At 44.5% G+C, this 16,662-nt stretch carries 14 protein-coding genes and 4 tRNA genes; 14 read left to right on the top strand and 4 right to left on the bottom strand.

Annotated features, from left to right (window positions below; genetic code table 11):
- Positions 1-34: 34 nt before the first annotated feature.
- The 6 genes from C4S39_RS03465 (at position 35) to lon (ending at position 6,878) form a co-directional block, all read left to right on the top strand.
- The gene (locus C4S39_RS03465; protein ID WP_103965653.1) at positions 35-781 is read left to right on the top strand and encodes a YciK family oxidoreductase; all 747 of its coding nucleotides are present in this window, start codon (positions 35-37) and stop codon (positions 779-781) included.
- Positions 782-855: 74 nt separating this feature from the next.
- Positions 856-940, top strand: a tRNA-Leu gene (locus tag C4S39_RS03460).
- Positions 941-1,043: 103 nt separating this feature from the next.
- Positions 1,044-2,348, top strand: coding sequence for a trigger factor (gene tig / locus C4S39_RS03455; protein ID WP_103965652.1), 1,305 nt, complete (start codon positions 1,044-1,046; stop codon positions 2,346-2,348).
- 1 nt (position 2,349) lies between these two features.
- On the top strand, positions 2,350-2,991 hold the full coding sequence (clpP, locus tag C4S39_RS03450; RefSeq protein ID WP_103965651.1) for an ATP-dependent Clp endopeptidase proteolytic subunit ClpP: 642 nt from the start codon (positions 2,350-2,352) through the stop codon (positions 2,989-2,991).
- A 64-nt stretch (positions 2,992-3,055) separates the two neighbouring features.
- A complete protein-coding gene (gene clpX, locus C4S39_RS03445) occupies positions 3,056-4,333 on the top strand; it encodes an ATP-dependent protease ATP-binding subunit ClpX (RefSeq protein ID WP_103965650.1) in 1,278 nt (425 codons plus the stop codon).
- A gap of 130 nt (positions 4,334-4,463) precedes the next feature.
- The gene (gene lon / locus C4S39_RS03440) at positions 4,464-6,878 is read left to right on the top strand and encodes an endopeptidase La (protein ID WP_103965649.1); all 2,415 of its coding nucleotides are present in this window, start codon (positions 4,464-4,466) and stop codon (positions 6,876-6,878) included.
- Positions 6,879-6,880: 2 nt separating this feature from the next.
- Here lon and C4S39_RS03435 read toward each other — a convergent pair whose 3' ends face one another.
- Positions 6,881-7,633, bottom strand: a complete 753-nt coding sequence (locus tag C4S39_RS03435) for an endonuclease/exonuclease/phosphatase family protein (RefSeq protein WP_103965648.1) — start codon at positions 7,631-7,633, stop codon at positions 6,881-6,883.
- A 70-nt stretch (positions 7,634-7,703) separates the two neighbouring features.
- Between C4S39_RS03435 and C4S39_RS03430 the strand changes: the two genes are divergently transcribed.
- Together C4S39_RS03430 and C4S39_RS03425 are read left to right on the top strand one after the other, a co-directional pair.
- Positions 7,704-8,189: a CDP-archaeol synthase gene (locus tag C4S39_RS03430; protein WP_103965647.1), complete on the top strand. Its 486-nt coding sequence runs from the start codon at positions 7,704-7,706 to the stop codon at positions 8,187-8,189.
- Between the two features lie 19 nt (positions 8,190-8,208).
- Complete coding sequence (locus C4S39_RS03425; protein ID WP_103965646.1) at positions 8,209-8,802, top strand: CDP-alcohol phosphatidyltransferase family protein; 594 nt, start codon at positions 8,209-8,211, stop codon at positions 8,800-8,802.
- Between the two features lie 363 nt (positions 8,803-9,165).
- Here the strand turns inward: C4S39_RS03425 and C4S39_RS03415 are convergent.
- From C4S39_RS03415 to C4S39_RS03405, 3 genes are all read right to left on the bottom strand, one after another.
- Positions 9,166-9,241 (bottom strand) — tRNA-His (locus tag C4S39_RS03415).
- Positions 9,242-9,316: 75 nt separating this feature from the next.
- A tRNA-Arg gene (locus C4S39_RS03410) sits at positions 9,317-9,393 on the bottom strand.
- A gap of 33 nt (positions 9,394-9,426) precedes the next feature.
- A tRNA-Pro gene (locus C4S39_RS03405) sits at positions 9,427-9,503 on the bottom strand.
- A 152-nt stretch (positions 9,504-9,655) separates the two neighbouring features.
- Here C4S39_RS03405 and C4S39_RS03400 point away from each other — a divergent pair.
- From C4S39_RS03400 to C4S39_RS03375, 6 genes are all read left to right on the top strand, one after another.
- The gene (locus tag C4S39_RS03400; RefSeq protein WP_103965644.1) at positions 9,656-10,330 is read left to right on the top strand and encodes a uracil-DNA glycosylase; all 675 of its coding nucleotides are present in this window, start codon (positions 9,656-9,658) and stop codon (positions 10,328-10,330) included.
- A gap of 25 nt (positions 10,331-10,355) precedes the next feature.
- Positions 10,356-10,544 carry a tautomerase family protein gene (locus C4S39_RS03395; RefSeq protein WP_103965643.1) on the top strand — a complete coding sequence of 63 codons (189 nt, stop codon included), beginning with the start codon at positions 10,356-10,358 and terminating at the stop codon, positions 10,542-10,544.
- A 5-nt stretch (positions 10,545-10,549) separates the two neighbouring features.
- Positions 10,550-12,367 (top strand): excinuclease ABC subunit UvrC, encoded by a 1,818-nt coding sequence (uvrC, locus tag C4S39_RS03390; RefSeq protein ID WP_103965642.1) that lies wholly within the window; start codon positions 10,550-10,552, stop codon positions 12,365-12,367.
- Positions 12,368-12,399: 32 nt separating this feature from the next.
- On the top strand, positions 12,400-12,993 hold the full coding sequence (gene pgsA, locus C4S39_RS03385) for a CDP-diacylglycerol--glycerol-3-phosphate 3-phosphatidyltransferase (protein WP_103965641.1): 594 nt from the start codon (positions 12,400-12,402) through the stop codon (positions 12,991-12,993).
- 20 nt (positions 12,994-13,013) lie between these two features.
- The gene (locus C4S39_RS03380) at positions 13,014-13,457 is read left to right on the top strand and encodes a YaiI/YqxD family protein (RefSeq protein WP_103965640.1); all 444 of its coding nucleotides are present in this window, start codon (positions 13,014-13,016) and stop codon (positions 13,455-13,457) included.
- A 340-nt stretch (positions 13,458-13,797) separates the two neighbouring features.
- Positions 13,798-16,662 (top strand): ribonucleoside-diphosphate reductase subunit alpha, encoded by a 2,865-nt coding sequence (locus tag C4S39_RS03375; protein WP_103965639.1) that lies wholly within the window; start codon positions 13,798-13,800, stop codon positions 16,660-16,662.

The raw sequence follows: 16,662 nt of genomic DNA, 5'->3' as shown, positions 1-16,662 counted from the left end.
TTAAAAAATATTTATTCGTGATAAATTTTTGGATATGGATAAATTCGAAAATTATTCTGCACCTAAAGATCTTCTGAAAGACCGTGTGATTCTTGTCACAGGTGCAGGGCAAGGACTAGGGCGTGCAGCGGCATTATCTTATGCAAATCATGGGGCGACGGTTATTTTGCATGGCCGTAAAGTAAAAAAACTGGAGAGTGTTTACGATGAAATAGAAACTATCGGTAAGGCGCAAGCTCTAATTTATCCGCTTGATTTGGAACGTGCTGAAGAAAAGGATTTTTTTGCTCTGTCACATGCGATTGCGCAGCAACTTGGCCGTCTGGATGGGATTTTGCATAATGCAGCCTATCTGCCTAGTTTAAGTCCATTAGAGCATCAAACAATTGAGCAATGGCGAGCCCTGTTTCAGGTTAATTTGATAGCTCCTTTTGCATTAACAAAGGCATGTTTACCGTTGCTGAAAGTCTCTCCTGGTGCGAGCATTATTATGACATCAAGCACGCACGGGCATAATCCATCGGCTTACTGGGGTGGTTTTGCTGTTGCAAAAGCTGGTCTGGAAGCATTAGTCAAGATACAGGCTGATGAATGGGGTCAGATGCCAAATTTGCGTATTAATACCGTTATACCTGGTTTAGTGAATTCACCGCAGCGCGTGATTACGCATCCGGGAGAAATAAAACAAAAGATGCGTCAACCTGATGAGTTGATGGCGGTATATTTATATTTGATGGGACTGGACAGCAAGGAAATAAGTGGTCAGACAATCTCGTGTTAGTTTATAACGAATCGAGTGATCAGGCTGCGGTTAGCAGGATTAGAAGGTATAATCGATAATAAATAAAATGATATGCGAAAGTGGCGGAATTGGCAGACGCACCAGATTTAGGTTCTGGCGCCGAGAGGTGTGGGGGTTCGAGTCCCCCCTTTCGCACCAAATTAAGTTAATACATGGTTTACTGTTTACAAGTGTTACTCAATCAATAACACAGTTAGTATTCGGGTTATGTTGGAAAAATTTAATCAATCAGGAATTTTTAATGGGATCAAAGGTAGAAAATCTCGACGCATTAGAACGTCGTTTCGATATTTCAATTTCTCTTGAAAAATTGCAGGATGAAATTGACCTTCGCTTAAAGAAGCTAGCAAAGACAACCAAGTTTCATGGTTTCCGTCCTGGAAAAGTTCCGCTTACAATAGTTAAGCAAATGTATGGTGTGCAAGTACAACAGGATGTAATCAATGATGCAATTCACAAAGAATTCACAGATACTGTTAAGGAAAATAATTTAAAAATTGCTGGCTATCCCCGCTTTGAAAATAAATTAACCAACGAACAGGATGCCCTTTACACTGTTAGCGCAACATTTGAAGTTTACCCCGAGATCATATTGGGTGATTTGAGTAATCAGAATGTCGATCAGTTTGATGTGCGAGTTGATGAAGTCGATATTGATAAAACTATCGACATGATAAGTAAACAGCGCGTGATCTATAAACCAGTTAGTCGCGCGGCAATAAAAGGTGATCGGGTCAAAATTGATTATCACGGTGTTATCAATGGAGATGATTTTGCGGGCGGAAAAGCCGATGATGTTCAGTTAATACTAGGAGATGGAAAATTTCTAAAAGATTTTGAGAATTCTCTAATAGGTATGAAAATAGGGAATCACAAATCTTTTGATGTTGTTTTTCCTCAGGAATACCATGGTAAAGACGTTGCAGGAAAGACCGTTACATTTGAAGTAAAAATGAATGAACTGGAAATGCCGGTATTGCCAAGTGTGGATGAAGAATTTGCCAAATCACTTGGTGTTCCCGATGGAGACTTAAAGAAGCTACGCGAAGGAATAAAAAAAGATCTCGAGCGTGAAATCTCTAAGCGCTCAAGGTCAAAACTTAAAGAACAGGTTATGAGATCAATTTTGGAAACTACTCAAATTGAAGCTCCCATTGTTCTGGTTAAGCAAGAAATGGAAAGATTATTGCAAGATGCTAAAAGTGACCTTGAAGCACGAGGGATAAAAGCAAACGAAATATCTCTTAAATCCGAGTTATTTAAAGAGAAAGCTGAGTATCGTGTCAAATTGGGATTAATTTTAGCGGAGCTTGTCAAAGTGCACTCTATTAAAAATAATCCAGCGCATGTTCGGAGCATAATAGAAAATGCAGCTCAAAGTTATGAGAATCCTGAGCAGGTCGTTAAATGGCATTATGCTTCTCCAGAGCGTTTACAGGAGGCTGAATCGTTGGCCCTAGAAGAAAATATTGTTGATTGGGCGCTTGGCCAGGTTAAATTAATCAATAAAACTATTACATTTGATGAGTTGATGGGGATATCTTAAGATGGCGCAAATATTTGATAGCATCCGTGATATGGAGCCTAGAAACCTTGGGTTAATTCCTATGGTCATAGAAACCAGTGGTAGGGGTGAACGTGCTTACGATATATATTCACGTTTATTGAAGGAAAGAGTTGTGTTTCTTGTTGGTCCCGTCACTGAAGCAAGTGCAAACCTGGTTGTTGCTCAATTTTTATTTTTAGAATCTGAGAATTCAGAAAAGGATATATTTTTTTATATTAACTCACCAGGAGGCATGGTCTCTGCGGGTTTGGCAGTTTATGATACGATGCAATACATTAAGCCTGATGTTAGCACACTGTGTATTGGTCAGGCTGCAAGCATGGGAGCACTATTATTGACTGCGGGTGCAAAAGGTAAGCGTTATTGCTTGCCAAATTCGAGAGTGATGATTCACCAGCCATTAGGAGGCTTTCAAGGTCAAGCTTCAGATATTGAAATACATGCGCGTGAAATACTTTATCTAAAATCACGCTTAAATGAAATTATGGCTAAACATACAGAGCGGCCAGTATCTGATCTTGAGAAGGATACGGATCGTGATAATTTTATGAGCGCAACAGAATCTGTAAATTATGGTTTGGTAGATGCAGTTTTATCTCGTAGGAATGATGGTGCAAATTAAGTAAATATTTATACGCAAGTTTTTTATTATGGGTATTCAAACTCAATTAGTGTAGGATAAAAATATGCCAGACAAAGCTAGTAGCGAGAAACTTCTTTACTGTTCTTTTTGCGGCAAGAGTCAGCATGAGGTAAGAAAACTTATTGCTGGACCCTCGGTATTTATTTGTGATGAATGCATCGATCTTTGCAATGACATAATCCGTGAAGAAATGCAAGGCGATGAAGCAACAAAACTCGTTAAATCAAATTTGCCTGTGCCACGTGAAATTTGCCAAATATTAGATCAGTATGTCATCGGACAAGAGTCTGCTAAGAAGACTCTTTCTGTGGCAGTTTATAATCACTATAAGCGCCTAAGGAATATACCAAAATCAGATGAAACTGATGATATTGAGTTATCAAAGAGTAATATTTTGTTGGTTGGTCCAACAGGTTCTGGTAAAACATTACTGGCACAAACTTTGGCTCGCCTCTTGGATGTACCTTTTATTATGGCCGATGCTACTGCTTTAACGGAAGCGGGCTATGTTGGTGAAGATGTTGAGAATATTATTCAGAAATTACTTCAGAAATGTAATTACGACGCAGAAAAGGCTCAAAGAGGTATCGTTTATATTGATGAAATTGATAAAATTTCACGTAAATCGGATAATCCATCCATTACACGCGATGTCTCAGGTGAAGGAGTGCAGCAGGCACTCTTAAAGCTAATTGAAGGCACTGTTGCCATGGTTCCTCCGCAAGGCGGAAGAAAGCATCCCAATCAAGAATTTATTCAAGTGGATACCACTAATATTCTGTTTATTTGTGGCGGTGCATTTGATGGGCTTGATAGAGTAATTAGAGCGCGTACTGAGAAAGGCGGGATTGGTTTTGGCGTTGAAGTAAAGAGCCATTCAGGGAAGGATGTAAATAAAGTATTACAGCAAGTAGAGCCAGAAGATCTGGTCAAGTTCGGTTTAATACCTGAGTTTGTGGGGCGCTTGCCAGTCGTCGCAACTTTGGAAGAGTTAAATGAAGCTGCATTAATTCAAATATTGACTGAGCCAAAGAATGCGCTTGTCAAGCAGTATTGGAAAATGTTTAATATGGAAGGGGGAGTTGATCTTGAGTTTCGGGAACCAGCACTTAAAGCAATTGCGAAAAAAGCTTTAACGCGTAAAACGGGTGCCCGAGGTTTACGTTCTATTCTAGAAGAAATATTGCTGGATATTATGTATGATCTTCCATCATTAGAGAATGTTACAAAAGTGGTTATTGATTACAATTCCACTAGTGATGACATTAAACCCATTCTAATTTATTCGGATCAACCTAAAGTTGCGAAACGATCTAAGTAACTGTTATGTAATTTAATTATTAATCTAAGTGGAAAATATTCTTAATGATAGTTGAGAATAAATTAGACTTGAATTTTGGTTTGCGGCACATATATGTACCATTAATTGTGAACTTTATTTGTGAGTTGATATGATTTCATTACTCGAAGACTCTGAACAATTGACATTGCCGCTTTTACCATTGCGCGATGTGGTGGTTTTCCCGCATATGGTTATTCCATTATTTGTAGGAAGGCAGAAATCGATTAAAGCGCTTGAGCTTGCAATGGAGGCGAATAAAAATACTCTGCTTGTTGCTCAAAAAATAGCCTCGAAAGATGATCCTGTTCCTGAGGATTTATATGAGGTTTGCAGTATCGCTAGTTTATTGCAGATGCTGAAATTACCGGACGGAACTGTCAAGGTTTTAGTGGAGGGCAATCACCGCGCACGTATTTTAGAATTCATCGATTCAGGGACTCATGTTACTGGCAGGGCATCGCAAATATTATTACCTGACACCACAGATAATTCCGAAGCCGAAGCAATGCGGCGTGCCATTCTGGCTCAGTTCGATCAATATGTGAAACTTAATAAAAAAATCCCGCCAGAGATAATTACTTCTCTCAGCAGTATCGATGAAGCAGGGCGTTTAGCCGATACAATTGCAGCCTATCTGCCATTAAAACTTGAACAAAAACAAGAGATATTGGAAATTTTTGATGTAACTAGGCGCCTAGAGCATTTACTAGGATTGCTGGAGACGGAGCTCGATATTTTACAAGTCGAGAAACGTATTCGCGGTAGGGTAAAACGGCAAATGGAGAAGAGCCAGCGCGATTATTATCTTAATGAGCAGGTAAAAGCCATTCAAAAGGAATTGGGTGAGGGTGAAGATGGTGCAGATATTGAAGAAATTGAGAAAAAAATCAAATCTGCTCAAATGCCTAAAGATGCTCTGGTAAAAGCTGAATCAGAATTAAAGAAACTTCGCTTGATGTCTCCTATGTCGGCCGAAGCCACTGTCGTTCGAAATTATATTGATGCGCTGGTTGCCTTGCCATGGAAAAAAAAGAGCAAAATTAATAGCGACTTAAAATCAGCGGAAGCTGTTCTTGAGAAAGACCATTATGGTCTTGAAAAAGTAAAAGAACGAATCGTCGAGTATCTGGCTGTGCAACAGCGTGTGAGTAAAATGAAAGCGCCGATTCTTTGTTTGGTGGGGCCGCCAGGTGTCGGTAAAACCTCGCTTGGTCAATCGATTGCTCATGCAACCAATAGAAAGTTTGTGCGAATGTCGCTGGGAGGCGTGCGCGACGAGGCTGAAATTCGTGGTCATCGAAGGACTTATATTGGATCCATGCCGGGTAAGATTTTACATAATATGAGTAAAGTGGGCGTTAAGAACCCATTATTTTTACTTGATGAGATTGACAAGATGGGTATGGATTTCCGCGGGGATCCATCTTCGGCTTTACTGGAGGTTCTAGACCCGGAGCAAAATAATACATTTGTGGATCATTACATTGAAGTCGAATATGATTTATCAGATGTCATGTTTGTGGCGACAGCAAATACTTTAAATATTCCTCCGGCATTGCTGGATCGTATGGAAGTAATTCAATTGTCTGGATATACGGAGGATGAGAAATTAAATATTGCTATGCAATATTTATTGGCTAAACAAATGCAGAATCATGGTGTTAAAGAAAGCGAATTGGTGGTTTCCAATTCTGCATTGCGGGATATTGCGCGCTATTACACGAGAGAAGCTGGTGTGCGTGCAATGGAGCGGGAAATTTCAAAAATTTGCCGGAAAGCTGTAAAAGCACTATTACTTAAAAAAACAAAAAGTAAAATTTCTGTGACGTCACGTAATCTGGATAAATTCCTTGGGGTCAGACGCTATACTTATGGCGTTGCAGAAGAAAAAAATCAAATTGGACAAGTAACCGGATTGGCTTGGACAGAAGTAGGGGGCGAATTATTGACCATAGAAGCTGCGGTATTGCCAGGAAAAGGGAAAACCATTACAACGGGTAAGCTGGGAGAGGTGATGCAGGAGTCTATACAGGCGGCTCTTTCTGTAGTTCGGGCACGAGCTCATCTGTTAGGTATCTCTGAGGATTTTTATCAAAAGAATGATATTCACATACATCTGCCAGAGGGTGCAACACCGAAAGATGGCCCGAGCGCGGGGATTGGTATGTGCGTTGCAATGATATCGGTTTTAACAAATATTGCAGTGCGTGCTGATATAGCTATGACAGGTGAAATTACTTTAAGAGGTGAAGTGCTACCGATCGGTGGACTAAAAGAAAAATTGCTGGCAGCGCATCGGGGTGGTATAAAAGCGGTAATTATTCCTGACAAGAATGTGAAGGATTTAACCGAAATTCCTTCAAATATAAAAAATAATTTAACCATTTACCCTGTTAAATGGATAGATCAAGTGATTGATTTAGCATTGGAGCATAAGCCAGAGCTGCACTCTACTTCGATTGTACAACCAGCTTTATCATCAAATAACGAAGAAAACTTAATAGAATCTGTCATTAAACATTAGAATCAGAGTTTAAACTCGGCAAGAAGTGGGATGTGATCTGACAATCGGTGCCAGGGCTGACCATGCAGACGGTTGCAGTCGATAATATCGAGTCCTCGATAATAGATGCGATCCATCGACAATACCGGCATCCAGGCTGGGAATGTGCGTGCGTATGCCCCACGGGTAATTTTAAATACTTCGTTAACGCCCAGGTCGCGATGCAAATAGTGTTCGGCCTGTTCCCGCCAGTCATTAAAGTCGCCTGCAATAATTAACGGTTCACTGGTTGAGACATGCGTACTGATTCGCTTGACTAATGCTGAGAGTTGGCGCTTCCTTTCGTGTCCAAATAACCCGAAATGAATGCAAATGATGTGAATTCTCTGACCGGATTCAGGAATGCTGATAACTCCATGCAACAGGCTTCTACTGGCCGATCGTAACATTGAAACATTAATATTATCCCATTCAATAATAGGGTATTTGCTTAGTATTGCATTGCCATGATGCCCGGAATTATAAATGGCATTTTTACCATAAGCATAGTGATGCCAAACTTGATCGGCAAGAAATTCAAACTGCTGAGTATTGTGCCAATTATCAAATCGCTGATTAGATATCCTACGTTCACCATGTACTTCTTGTAGAAAAACGATATCAGCGTCAATATGGCGTAGAAAATTCTTTATTTCATGTAGGATGAAACGCAAATTCGTTGCGCTGAATCCTTTGTGAATATTATAGGTTAAAACTTTCAGCGATATATCAGTCATACGATTCCTGAATTTTTAGGCTTTTCATGAGTCGAAAATAGCTCAATATAATCGATTGCATGGGCTATCAATGACTATCGAGTTACTTCAACTACTATTGCTGATTATAATAGCAAATGGTGCGCCAATATTGGCGCGAATGCTACTCAATAATCAGTGGAATGCCGCAGTTGATTTTGGTGCCAAAATGGCAGATGGTAACCCGGTATTGGGTGCCTCAAAAACTTGGCGAGGTATTCTTGCTACGCTGCTGGTCTTACCTGGTGTTGCCTTGATATTTGGTTACACTGCGGAAGTAGGCATTCTAATTGCTATTGGCACAATTTCCGGGGATTTATTCTCCAGTTTCGTCAAGCGTCGATTGGGAATGGTACCAAGCAGCAAAGCGCCATTACTTGATCAAATCCCGGAATCGCTTATTCCTGCGCTGATGATGATGCATATTTTTGACCTCTCTTTATCAGGGATTCTATTTTTAGTTTTTGCGTTTACTGTCATTGACATGATTATGACGTACTTTCTTTATCACTGGAGAGTGCTCAGGAAGTCCTGCTGATTAATAGTGAGTTATTGTTATGGATAGAACTAAAGAACAGATAGTCAATCTGCCTAACTTGATCAGCGTAATCCGGATACTATTGGCACCGGTAATGCTTTATTTTGCATTAAAACAGCAACCCTACTGGTTCTTTGGCGTATTGTTACTTGCAATATTTACTGATGTGCTTGATGGATTACTGGCCAGAATATTAAATCAAGAAACCACATTAGGATCGCGCCTTGATAGCTGGGGTGATTTTATTATCTATTCAACAATGGCGATATGTGCTTGGATATTATGGCCGGATATCATGCTGCGAGAGCGGTTCTACTTTATTACCATTGTTCTTAGTTTTACTTTGCCTGTCCTGGTCGGTCTTATCAAGTTTCATACAATAATCAGCTACCATACATGGAGTGTAAAGCTTGCCGTAGCTATAACTACTATTAGCTATATCTTGCTTTTCGCTGAAATATTAGACTGGCCCTTTAGAATAGCTACCTTGTTTTGCATATATGCAGCCATAGAGGAAATTGCCATCACACTACTGATTCGCTGTCAACGCGTGAATGTTAAAACAGTTTGGCAGATATTAAGAAATAACGACAACACTCATAACAGCATGTAATTATTGCTCATGCTCTGCGATTATAGTCCTCAATAACCTGTTTTGGGATGGCTCTTCTGATTGTCATTAGCTCTGGTAGAAATGTTTCTTATTCGTGAAATGATTGTCCGGGAGTGGATTTGCGTAATTGAACGAACTGGAAAATATTCTGCTTTCCAAGCCTTGGTCAGATTTAAGTGCTTTCCCTATAGCGATTATTGATGTCAGTACAATAAAAAGAATCGCTACCTTTAGTAGCCATTGAATCATGTGTCTATTGTTCATTAAATTACAATTGAGAAAATAATATCATTTGATTCATCTTACAAAATTTTGTTTCCATTTTGCAGAATTTTTTGTTCTTGATCTGACTGAGTGGTATTTTGGGGTGGCTGATGGGACTCGAACCCACGACAACCGGAATCACAATCCGGGACTCTACCAGCTGAGCTACAGCCACCATATAAAGACATGCTGTGGTTATTTCTGCGCTAACTGAAAGGCAAATTCAAACCACACGGCGAAGAAATATTTATGGCGTGCCCGACAGGAATCGAACCTGTAACCCCCAGCTTAGAAGGCTGGTGCTCTATCCGATTGAGCTACGGGCACCAAGTCGGGTTGCTCTAAATATCAGGGTTTAATTGGTCGGGGTGGAGAGATTTGAACTCCCGACATCCTGGTCCCAAACCAGGCGCGCTACCAGGCTACGCTACACCCCGGAAAAGGCGACACTATACCTTCTTAGGCTGGAAACGTCAATTTCTCGTCCATGATAAGATGAACTGAACCAGCAAAAATTTAATCCTCGATTAATCCGGTGCGCGCACATACAATAATACAATATCATTTTTGCTTTCAGTATTTCTCCATCATGACTGATGTTTCATCGCATGCCTTTGATCAGGCTATTCTGAGTTGCCAGCAATGTCCGCGTTTGTCCGGCTTCTTGCAAACCGTGAAGGATCAGTATCCGGATTATCATGCGCGTCCGGTGACTGCATTTGGCGAAGCCATGCCGAAGCTTCTGATTGTAGGATTGGCACCTGGTATGCATGGCGCGAACCGTACCGGACGGCCGTTCACCGGAGATTATGCGGGGATCTTGTTGTATCAGACCTTGCATCGATTCGGCTTGGCTACCCGGAATGACTCGATTGCAGCGGACGACGGATTACGATTGATGGGTTGCCGTATTACCAATGCGGTGAAGTGCCTGCCACCGGAAAATAAACCGATGCCGCAGGAAATCAAGCAATGTAATCAATATCTGTCGGTTGAAATCAATCAGTTTATGAAAGGTGGTGGTATTGCTATGCTGGCGCTGGGTACGGTGGCGCATCAAGCGGTTTTGATGAGTTTGCAGCTAAAAGCGAAAGACTATCCGTTTGCGCACGGTGCGGTACACGCAGTGCCTTCATCATCGGGCAATGGCCTGCGATTTTATGACAGCTATCATTGCAGCCGCTACAATACACAGACCAAACGTCTGACTGCAGAGATGTTTGCGCAGGTGTTTGCACAAATTATTGCCGATATCAAACCATGATTCGATCACTTACCAGGAGAATTTTATGCCTTATGTCAATATCCGTGTTGCCGGTACATTAACCCGCGAGCAAAAGCAGCGGATCGCCACCGAATTAACCGATACGCTGGAGCGCGTCGCGAATAAACCGAAATCCTATACTTACATTAGTTTTGACGAACTTCCTGACGAAAATTGGGCCGTGGCAGGAAAATTATTGGGCGGCGAGGATTAAACAGTTTGTCGAACAGCAGTTTTGACGCCAGGGAATTTTGTAGCAGCCTGCCCTTGCAGCCGGGGGTTTATCGTATGATCAACGCTAAAGGTGAAGTGATCTACGTCGGCAAAGCGGTCAGTCTTAAAAAGCGCGTCGCTTCATATTTTCAGAAAAGCAATCTGGCACCCCGAATCCAGTTGATGGTTTCGCAGATAACCGGAATCGAAACCACCGTGACGCGTTCCGAGGCCGAAGCCTTGCTGCTGGAAAACAATCTGATCAAAAGTCTGAAACCGCGCTATAACATCCTGTTCCGCGATGATAAATCCTATCCCTATGTGATTTTGAGCGGGCATGAGTTCCCGCGCTTGGGGTTTTATCGTGGCGCACTGGATAAAACGCATCAGTATTTTGGACCCTATCCCAATGCGGGCATGGTGCGCGAGAGCATTCAATTGCTGCAAAAAATCTTCCGGCTGCGTACCTGCGAAGATAGTGTTTTCAGTAATCGCACGCGCCCGTGCTTGTTGTATCAGATCAAGCGTTGCAGCGGCCCATGCATCAACCGAATCAGCCGGCGGGAATATCAAACGGATGTCAAAAATGCTGAGATGTTTTTGCAAGGCAAGCAAACCGAGGTGATGGAAATGATCAATGTCAAGATGCAACAGGCTTCCGAACGATTGGAATATGAACAAGCGGCGGCACTGCGCGATCAAATCCAGGCATTGCGCCGGATTCGCGAGAAACAGTTTGTCGATAGCGGAAAAGCGCTCGATGCCGATGTGGTGGTTTGCGTGGTATCACCGGATGACTCCGGGAAGGTGTGTGTCAATCTGGCGATGATTCGGGGAGGGCGTCATTTGGGGGATAAAAGTTTTTTCCCGCAAAATGCGGATGATTACAGTGCAGTAAACGTGGTTGAAGCATTCCTGGCGCAGCACTATCTGAATCGTAGCGTACCTCCATTGATTATTATGGAGGAGAAAATAGAACGCGAAGCGTTGCAGACATTATTGACACAGCAGTGCGGCCATAAAATTACGCTGCAACTCAATCCGGTCGGTGAGAAGCGTGTTTGGCTTGATATGGCCACTGAGAATGCTCGCCTGGCTTTAAAACAAATGATGAGTCGTCACGCCAGTCAGGAAAAGCGCCTGCTGGCATTGCAGCAGGAATTGCAGATGCCCGGTTTGCAACGCATCGAATGTTTTGACATCAGCCATACCTTGGGTGAAGCGACCGTAGCATCGTGCGTGGTGTACGACAATTTCGCCATGCGCAATAACGAATACCGCCGCTATAACATTGAAGGCGTAACACCTGGCGATGATTATGCCGCAATGCGGGAAGCACTATCTCGCCGCTATCAGAAGGTAACCAGCGGCGAAGGTCAATTGCCGGATCTGATTCTGATCGATGGGGGTAAAGGACAGGTGAGCGCCGCGCAGGAAGCATTGCAGGAATTGGGCATCAACGATGCCAGTTTATTGGGTGTGGCTAAAGGTGAACAGCGCAAGCCCGGATTGGAACAATTGATTTCTCCGTTATTCGAAAAGCCGTTACAATTGCCCAGTGAGCATGCAGCATTGCACTTAATCCAACAAATCCGTGATGAAGCGCACCGTTTTGCGATTCAGGGGCATCGTGGCCGGCGCGGCAAAGCCAGAACCAGTTCCAGTTTGGAGAATATTGAGGGCGTCGGCGCCAAACGGCGGCAGCATCTGCTGGGGCGATTTGGCGGATTGAAAGGTGTATTGACTGCAAGCATTGAGGAGTTGCAGCAAACCGAAGGAATCAGCCGCAAATTGGCGGAAAAGATCTATCGGGAGCTGCATTGACGCCATTACCATTTATTTTTAAGTAGCCTTCCATGCCTTTTAACCTGCCAAATTTATTAACCTGGTTACGCATCCTGGCGATCCCGTTGTTTGTGGGTATTTTTTATTTGCCCCACTCCTGGTTATCGCCATCCAATCAGAATCTTGTGGCTACACTGATTTTTGCTGGCGCAGCCATTACCGACTGGCTGGATGGCTATCTGGCGCGCGTGCTCAATCAAACTTCCGCATTCGGCGCGTTTCTGGATCCCGTCGCTGACAAATTAATGGTATGCGCCGCATTGATCGTGCTGGTTTATCTGGGTCGGTTGGATGCGCCCATCGCGTTAGTTATTATCGGGCGGGAGATTACCGTTTCCGCCTTGCGTGAGTGGATGGCGCAGATCGGTCAATCCAAAAGTGTCGCGGTATCGTTCCTGGGTAAAATCAAGACGACATCACAAATGATCGCCATCCCGTTATTGCTGTACCATGAGAATGTCGGCGAATATTTCAATGCGCAGCAAATCGGTACTTGGTTGATCTATATTGCCGCAGTGTTAACGCTATGGTCGATGTTTTATTATTTAAAAGCCGCATTGCCGCAAGTGTTGACGAGTGACAAAGGAGATTCCGATGAGCATTGATTCAACCCGGGCAATAATGAATGAAAATATGGATTGATGCCGATGCCTGCCCGGTTGCCATCAAGGAAATTTTATTCAGAGCGGCCGAAAGGACGCGGCGGCAGTTAATATTGATTGCCAATCATCCCGTGTATATACCTCCCTCGCCGTTCATCCGCATGCAGCAGGTCGAATCCGGGTTTGATGTGACGGATAATGAAATCGTCAAAGGGCTGGAAAGCGGGGATCTCGTGATTACCAGCGATATTCCTCTAGCCGCGGAAGTCATCAAAAAAGATGGTTTGGTGCTGACCCCGCGGGGTGAACTGTATACCCGGGAAAATATCGGCGCGCGATTAAGCATGCGCGATTTCATGGAAGCTTTGCGCAATAGCGGCGTTGATACGGGTGGTCAGTCTGCCCTGAGTCAGAATGACCGTAAATATTTTGCCAATCAATTGGATAAACTATTGACGCAGTGCTAGCAACCAATCTTGCTTGCTACTGATAATAACGCACGCTGACATTGTAATCTTTTCCACTATCGCTAGTTTATCCGCGTGTCGTGTTTGTTGTGTATCAGACAACTTTCTTCAACTTCCTGATCGGATTCATTCTTAACCCAAAATGGCTGCGGATTATTTTTCTTTGGTTAAAAAAGATTAAAAAACTTGCAGCAGGAAAATAATTTGTGGTGTACCATCCGTGCTGTAGTGTTTGTCATTAAACACTAGATATTGTGGTTTTGTGAGAATAATACTATTTCATTGAATCCATGGAAATTTGTATTTTCTTTGATGAATATTCAGCCAGGAGGAATCGTCAATGCAACTTGCGACAGAACATACCACCCTCAAATCTGTATCCGGAACTTCAAGTTTTACCGATATGCCAGCACAGAATCCCCGTTTTCCCCAACATAGAGTCATTCGCCGCAATGGTGCGGTGGTCACGTTTGAGCCCGGCAAGATCTCGGTCGCTTTGACGAAAGCCTTTATCGCTGTTGATGGTGGCCAGGGTGCTGCGTCGGTCAGGGTGCGTGAGGTCGTGGTCAATTTAACTCAGGATGTGGTGAACGCCTTGCTGCGCCGGCAACCCGATAGCGGTACCTTTCATATCGAAGATATCCAGGATCAGGTTGAATTGGCTTTGATGCGCTCCGGCGAACACGATGTGGCGCGCGCTTATGTGCTGTATCGTGAAGAGCGCACGCGGGAAAGAGCCAGGCTGAAGCAAAAATCGGCAGCAGAGACGGCGGCGGAAGTGCTGTACGTTATGGATAACGGGCAAAGAGTGCCGCTGGACGTGGCCAAATTGTCCGCATTGATTGAAACTTCCTGCGCAGGATTGGGAAATGCCGTCGAGCCTGCGTTGATTCTGAAAGCCACATTGAAGGATTTGTACGACGGCGTACCCATCGATGAAGTCAGAAAATCCGTGATCTTGTCGGCGCGCGTGCTGATTGAAAAAGATCCCGCTTACAGCTACGTCACGGCACGTCTGCTGTTGGATAATGTGCGCCACGAAGTGCTGGGCGCGGAAGTTTCGCAGCAGATGATGCAGTCGCATTATCAGGAGTATTTTCCGGCTTTCATCAAGCGCGGCATAGAGGCTGAGTTGCTGGATCAGCGCCTGGCGCAATTTGATCTGGCGCGTTTGAGCGAAGCGCTGGATGCGGATCGCGATCTGCAGTTTGATTACCTGGGACTGCAAACCTTGTACGACCGCTATTTTCTGCATATCAAAGAACAGCGTATCGAATTGCCGCAAGCGTTTTTTATGCGCGTGGCGATGGGGCTGGCGTTGAATGAGATCGACCGGGAAGCGCGCGCCATCGAATTCTATCAGGTGTTGTCGAGTTTTGATTTCATGAGCTCAACGCCGACATTGTTCAATTCCGGCACGTGCCGTTCGCAATTGTCATCGTGTTACCTGACCACGGTTCCGGACGATCTGGACGGCATTTATGAATCCATCAAGGAAAATGCGCTGCTGGCCAAGTATGCCGGTGGATTGGGCAATGACTGGACAGCGGTGCGTGCCATGGGCGCGCGTATCAAAGGTACCAATGGCAAATCACAGGGCGTGGTGCCTTTTCTGAAAGTGGTGTCCGATACCGCGGTAGCGGTCAATCAAGGCGGTAAACGCAAAGGTGCGGTTTGTGCTTATCTGGAATGCTGGCATCTGGATATCGAGGAATTTCTGGAATTGCGTAAAAATACCGGTGACGATCGCCGCCGCACGCACGACATGAATACCGCCACCTGGATTCCCGATTTGTTTATGAAGCGTGTCATGGAAGGCGGGGATTGGACATTATTCTCACCTTCGGATGTTCCGGATTTGCACGAGAAGTTCGGCCAGCAATTTGAACAAGCGTATTTAGGCTACGAAGCCAGGATTGAACGCGGTGAACTCGAATTGTACAAAAAAATTCCGGCAGTGCAATTGTGGCGCAAAATGCTGAGCATGTTGTTCGAAACCGGCCACCCGTGGATCACGTTCAAGGATCCTTGCAATATCCGTTCACCGCAGAACCATATCGGCGTGGTGCACAGTTCCAATTTGTGCACGGAAATCACTTTGAACACTAACGATAAGGAAATCGCCGTGTGCAATCTGGGTTCGGTCAATCTGGTCGCGCATTTGAAAGACGGCGCGCTGGATATGGACAAGCTCAAACGCACCATTCATGTCGCCATGCGCATGCTGGATAATGTCATCGACATCAATTTCTACGCCGTGGCGAAAGCGCGCAACGCTAACTTGAAGCACCGTCCGGTGGGATTGGGCATCATGGGGTTTCAGGATTGCCTGCATCAACTGGGCATTCCCTACGGTTCGCCAGCCGCGGTGGAGTTTGCCGACCGCTCAATGGAAGCCGTGGCTTATCAGGCCTACTGGGCATCGACCGAACTGGCGCAGGAGCGCGGCTGCTACAGCACATACAAAGGCAGTCTGTGGGATCGCGGCATTCTGCCGCACGATACGCTGACGATCTTGCAACAGGAGCGCGGCGGTTATGTCGAAGCGGATCTCTCAGCAACGCTGGATTGGGAAGCGTTGCGGCAGCGCATCAAATTGCATGGCATGCGCAATTCCAACTGCCTGGCGATCGCGCCGACTGCGACGATATCCAACATTGTGGGGGTTTCTGCGAGCATAGAGCCGACTTATCAGAATCTGTACGTTAAATCGAATCTGTCCGGGGAATTCACGATTACCAATCGCTCACTGGTGAATGATCTGAAGAAGCTCAACTTATGGGATGAAGTCATGATCTCCGACTTGAAGTATTTCGATGGTGCGATCAGCAAGATCGACCGCATTCCGGAAAATATCCGCACCCTGTACGCGACTGCATTTGAAATGGACCCGCTATGGCTGATCGAAGCGGGCGCGCGGCGGCAGAAATGGATCGACCAGTCACAATCGCTGAATATTTATATGGGGGGCGTGTCCGGCAAGAAACTGGATGAAACCTATAAACTGGCGTGGTTGCGCGGTCTGAAAACCACCTATTATCTACGCTCGATGGGCGCCACCGCGGCGGAAAAATCGACCGTGCGCGCAGGATCGTTGAATGCCGTGCCTGCCGATGGCGGAGTCGTTAAGGCGGCGGTGGAAGTATCCACGGTTGAAATCAAATATTGCGCGATCGATGACGAAAGCTGCGAATCCTGCCAATAA

This window comes from Nitrosomonas ureae, from assembly GCF_900108305.1.
In the GTDB taxonomy this organism is placed as follows: Bacteria; Pseudomonadota; Gammaproteobacteria; order Burkholderiales; family Nitrosomonadaceae; genus Nitrosomonas; species Nitrosomonas ureae_B.
The sequence above is the reverse complement of the archived record's forward strand: the minus strand, read 5'-3'. Positions and strand labels throughout refer to the sequence as shown.

Coding starts and splice junctions, on each gene's coding strand:
- C4S39_RS03400 (WP_103965644.1), top strand. CDS start 9,656: ATGACTGATGTTTCATCGCATGCCTTTGATCAGGCTATTCTGAGTTGC.
- C4S39_RS03375 (WP_103965639.1), top strand. CDS start 13,798: ATGCAACTTGCGACAGAACATACCACCCTCAAATCTGTATCCGGAACT.
- C4S39_RS03435 (WP_103965648.1), bottom strand. CDS start 7,633: ATGACTGATATATCGCTGAAAGTTTTAACCTATAATATTCACAAAGGA.
- C4S39_RS03380 (WP_103965640.1), top strand. CDS start 13,014: ATGAAAATATGGATTGATGCCGATGCCTGCCCGGTTGCCATCAAGGAA.
- clpX (WP_103965650.1), top strand. CDS start 3,056: ATGCCAGACAAAGCTAGTAGCGAGAAACTTCTTTACTGTTCTTTTTGC.
- lon (WP_103965649.1), top strand. CDS start 4,464: ATGATTTCATTACTCGAAGACTCTGAACAATTGACATTGCCGCTTTTA.
- clpP (WP_103965651.1), top strand. CDS start 2,350: ATGGCGCAAATATTTGATAGCATCCGTGATATGGAGCCTAGAAACCTT.
- tig (WP_103965652.1), top strand. CDS start 1,044: ATGGGATCAAAGGTAGAAAATCTCGACGCATTAGAACGTCGTTTCGAT.
- C4S39_RS03465 (WP_103965653.1), top strand. CDS start 35: ATGGATAAATTCGAAAATTATTCTGCACCTAAAGATCTTCTGAAAGAC.
- C4S39_RS03430 (WP_103965647.1), top strand. CDS start 7,704: ATGACTATCGAGTTACTTCAACTACTATTGCTGATTATAATAGCAAAT.
- C4S39_RS03425 (WP_103965646.1), top strand. CDS start 8,209: ATGGATAGAACTAAAGAACAGATAGTCAATCTGCCTAACTTGATCAGC.
- C4S39_RS03395 (WP_103965643.1), top strand. CDS start 10,356: ATGCCTTATGTCAATATCCGTGTTGCCGGTACATTAACCCGCGAGCAA.
- pgsA (WP_103965641.1), top strand. CDS start 12,400: ATGCCTTTTAACCTGCCAAATTTATTAACCTGGTTACGCATCCTGGCG.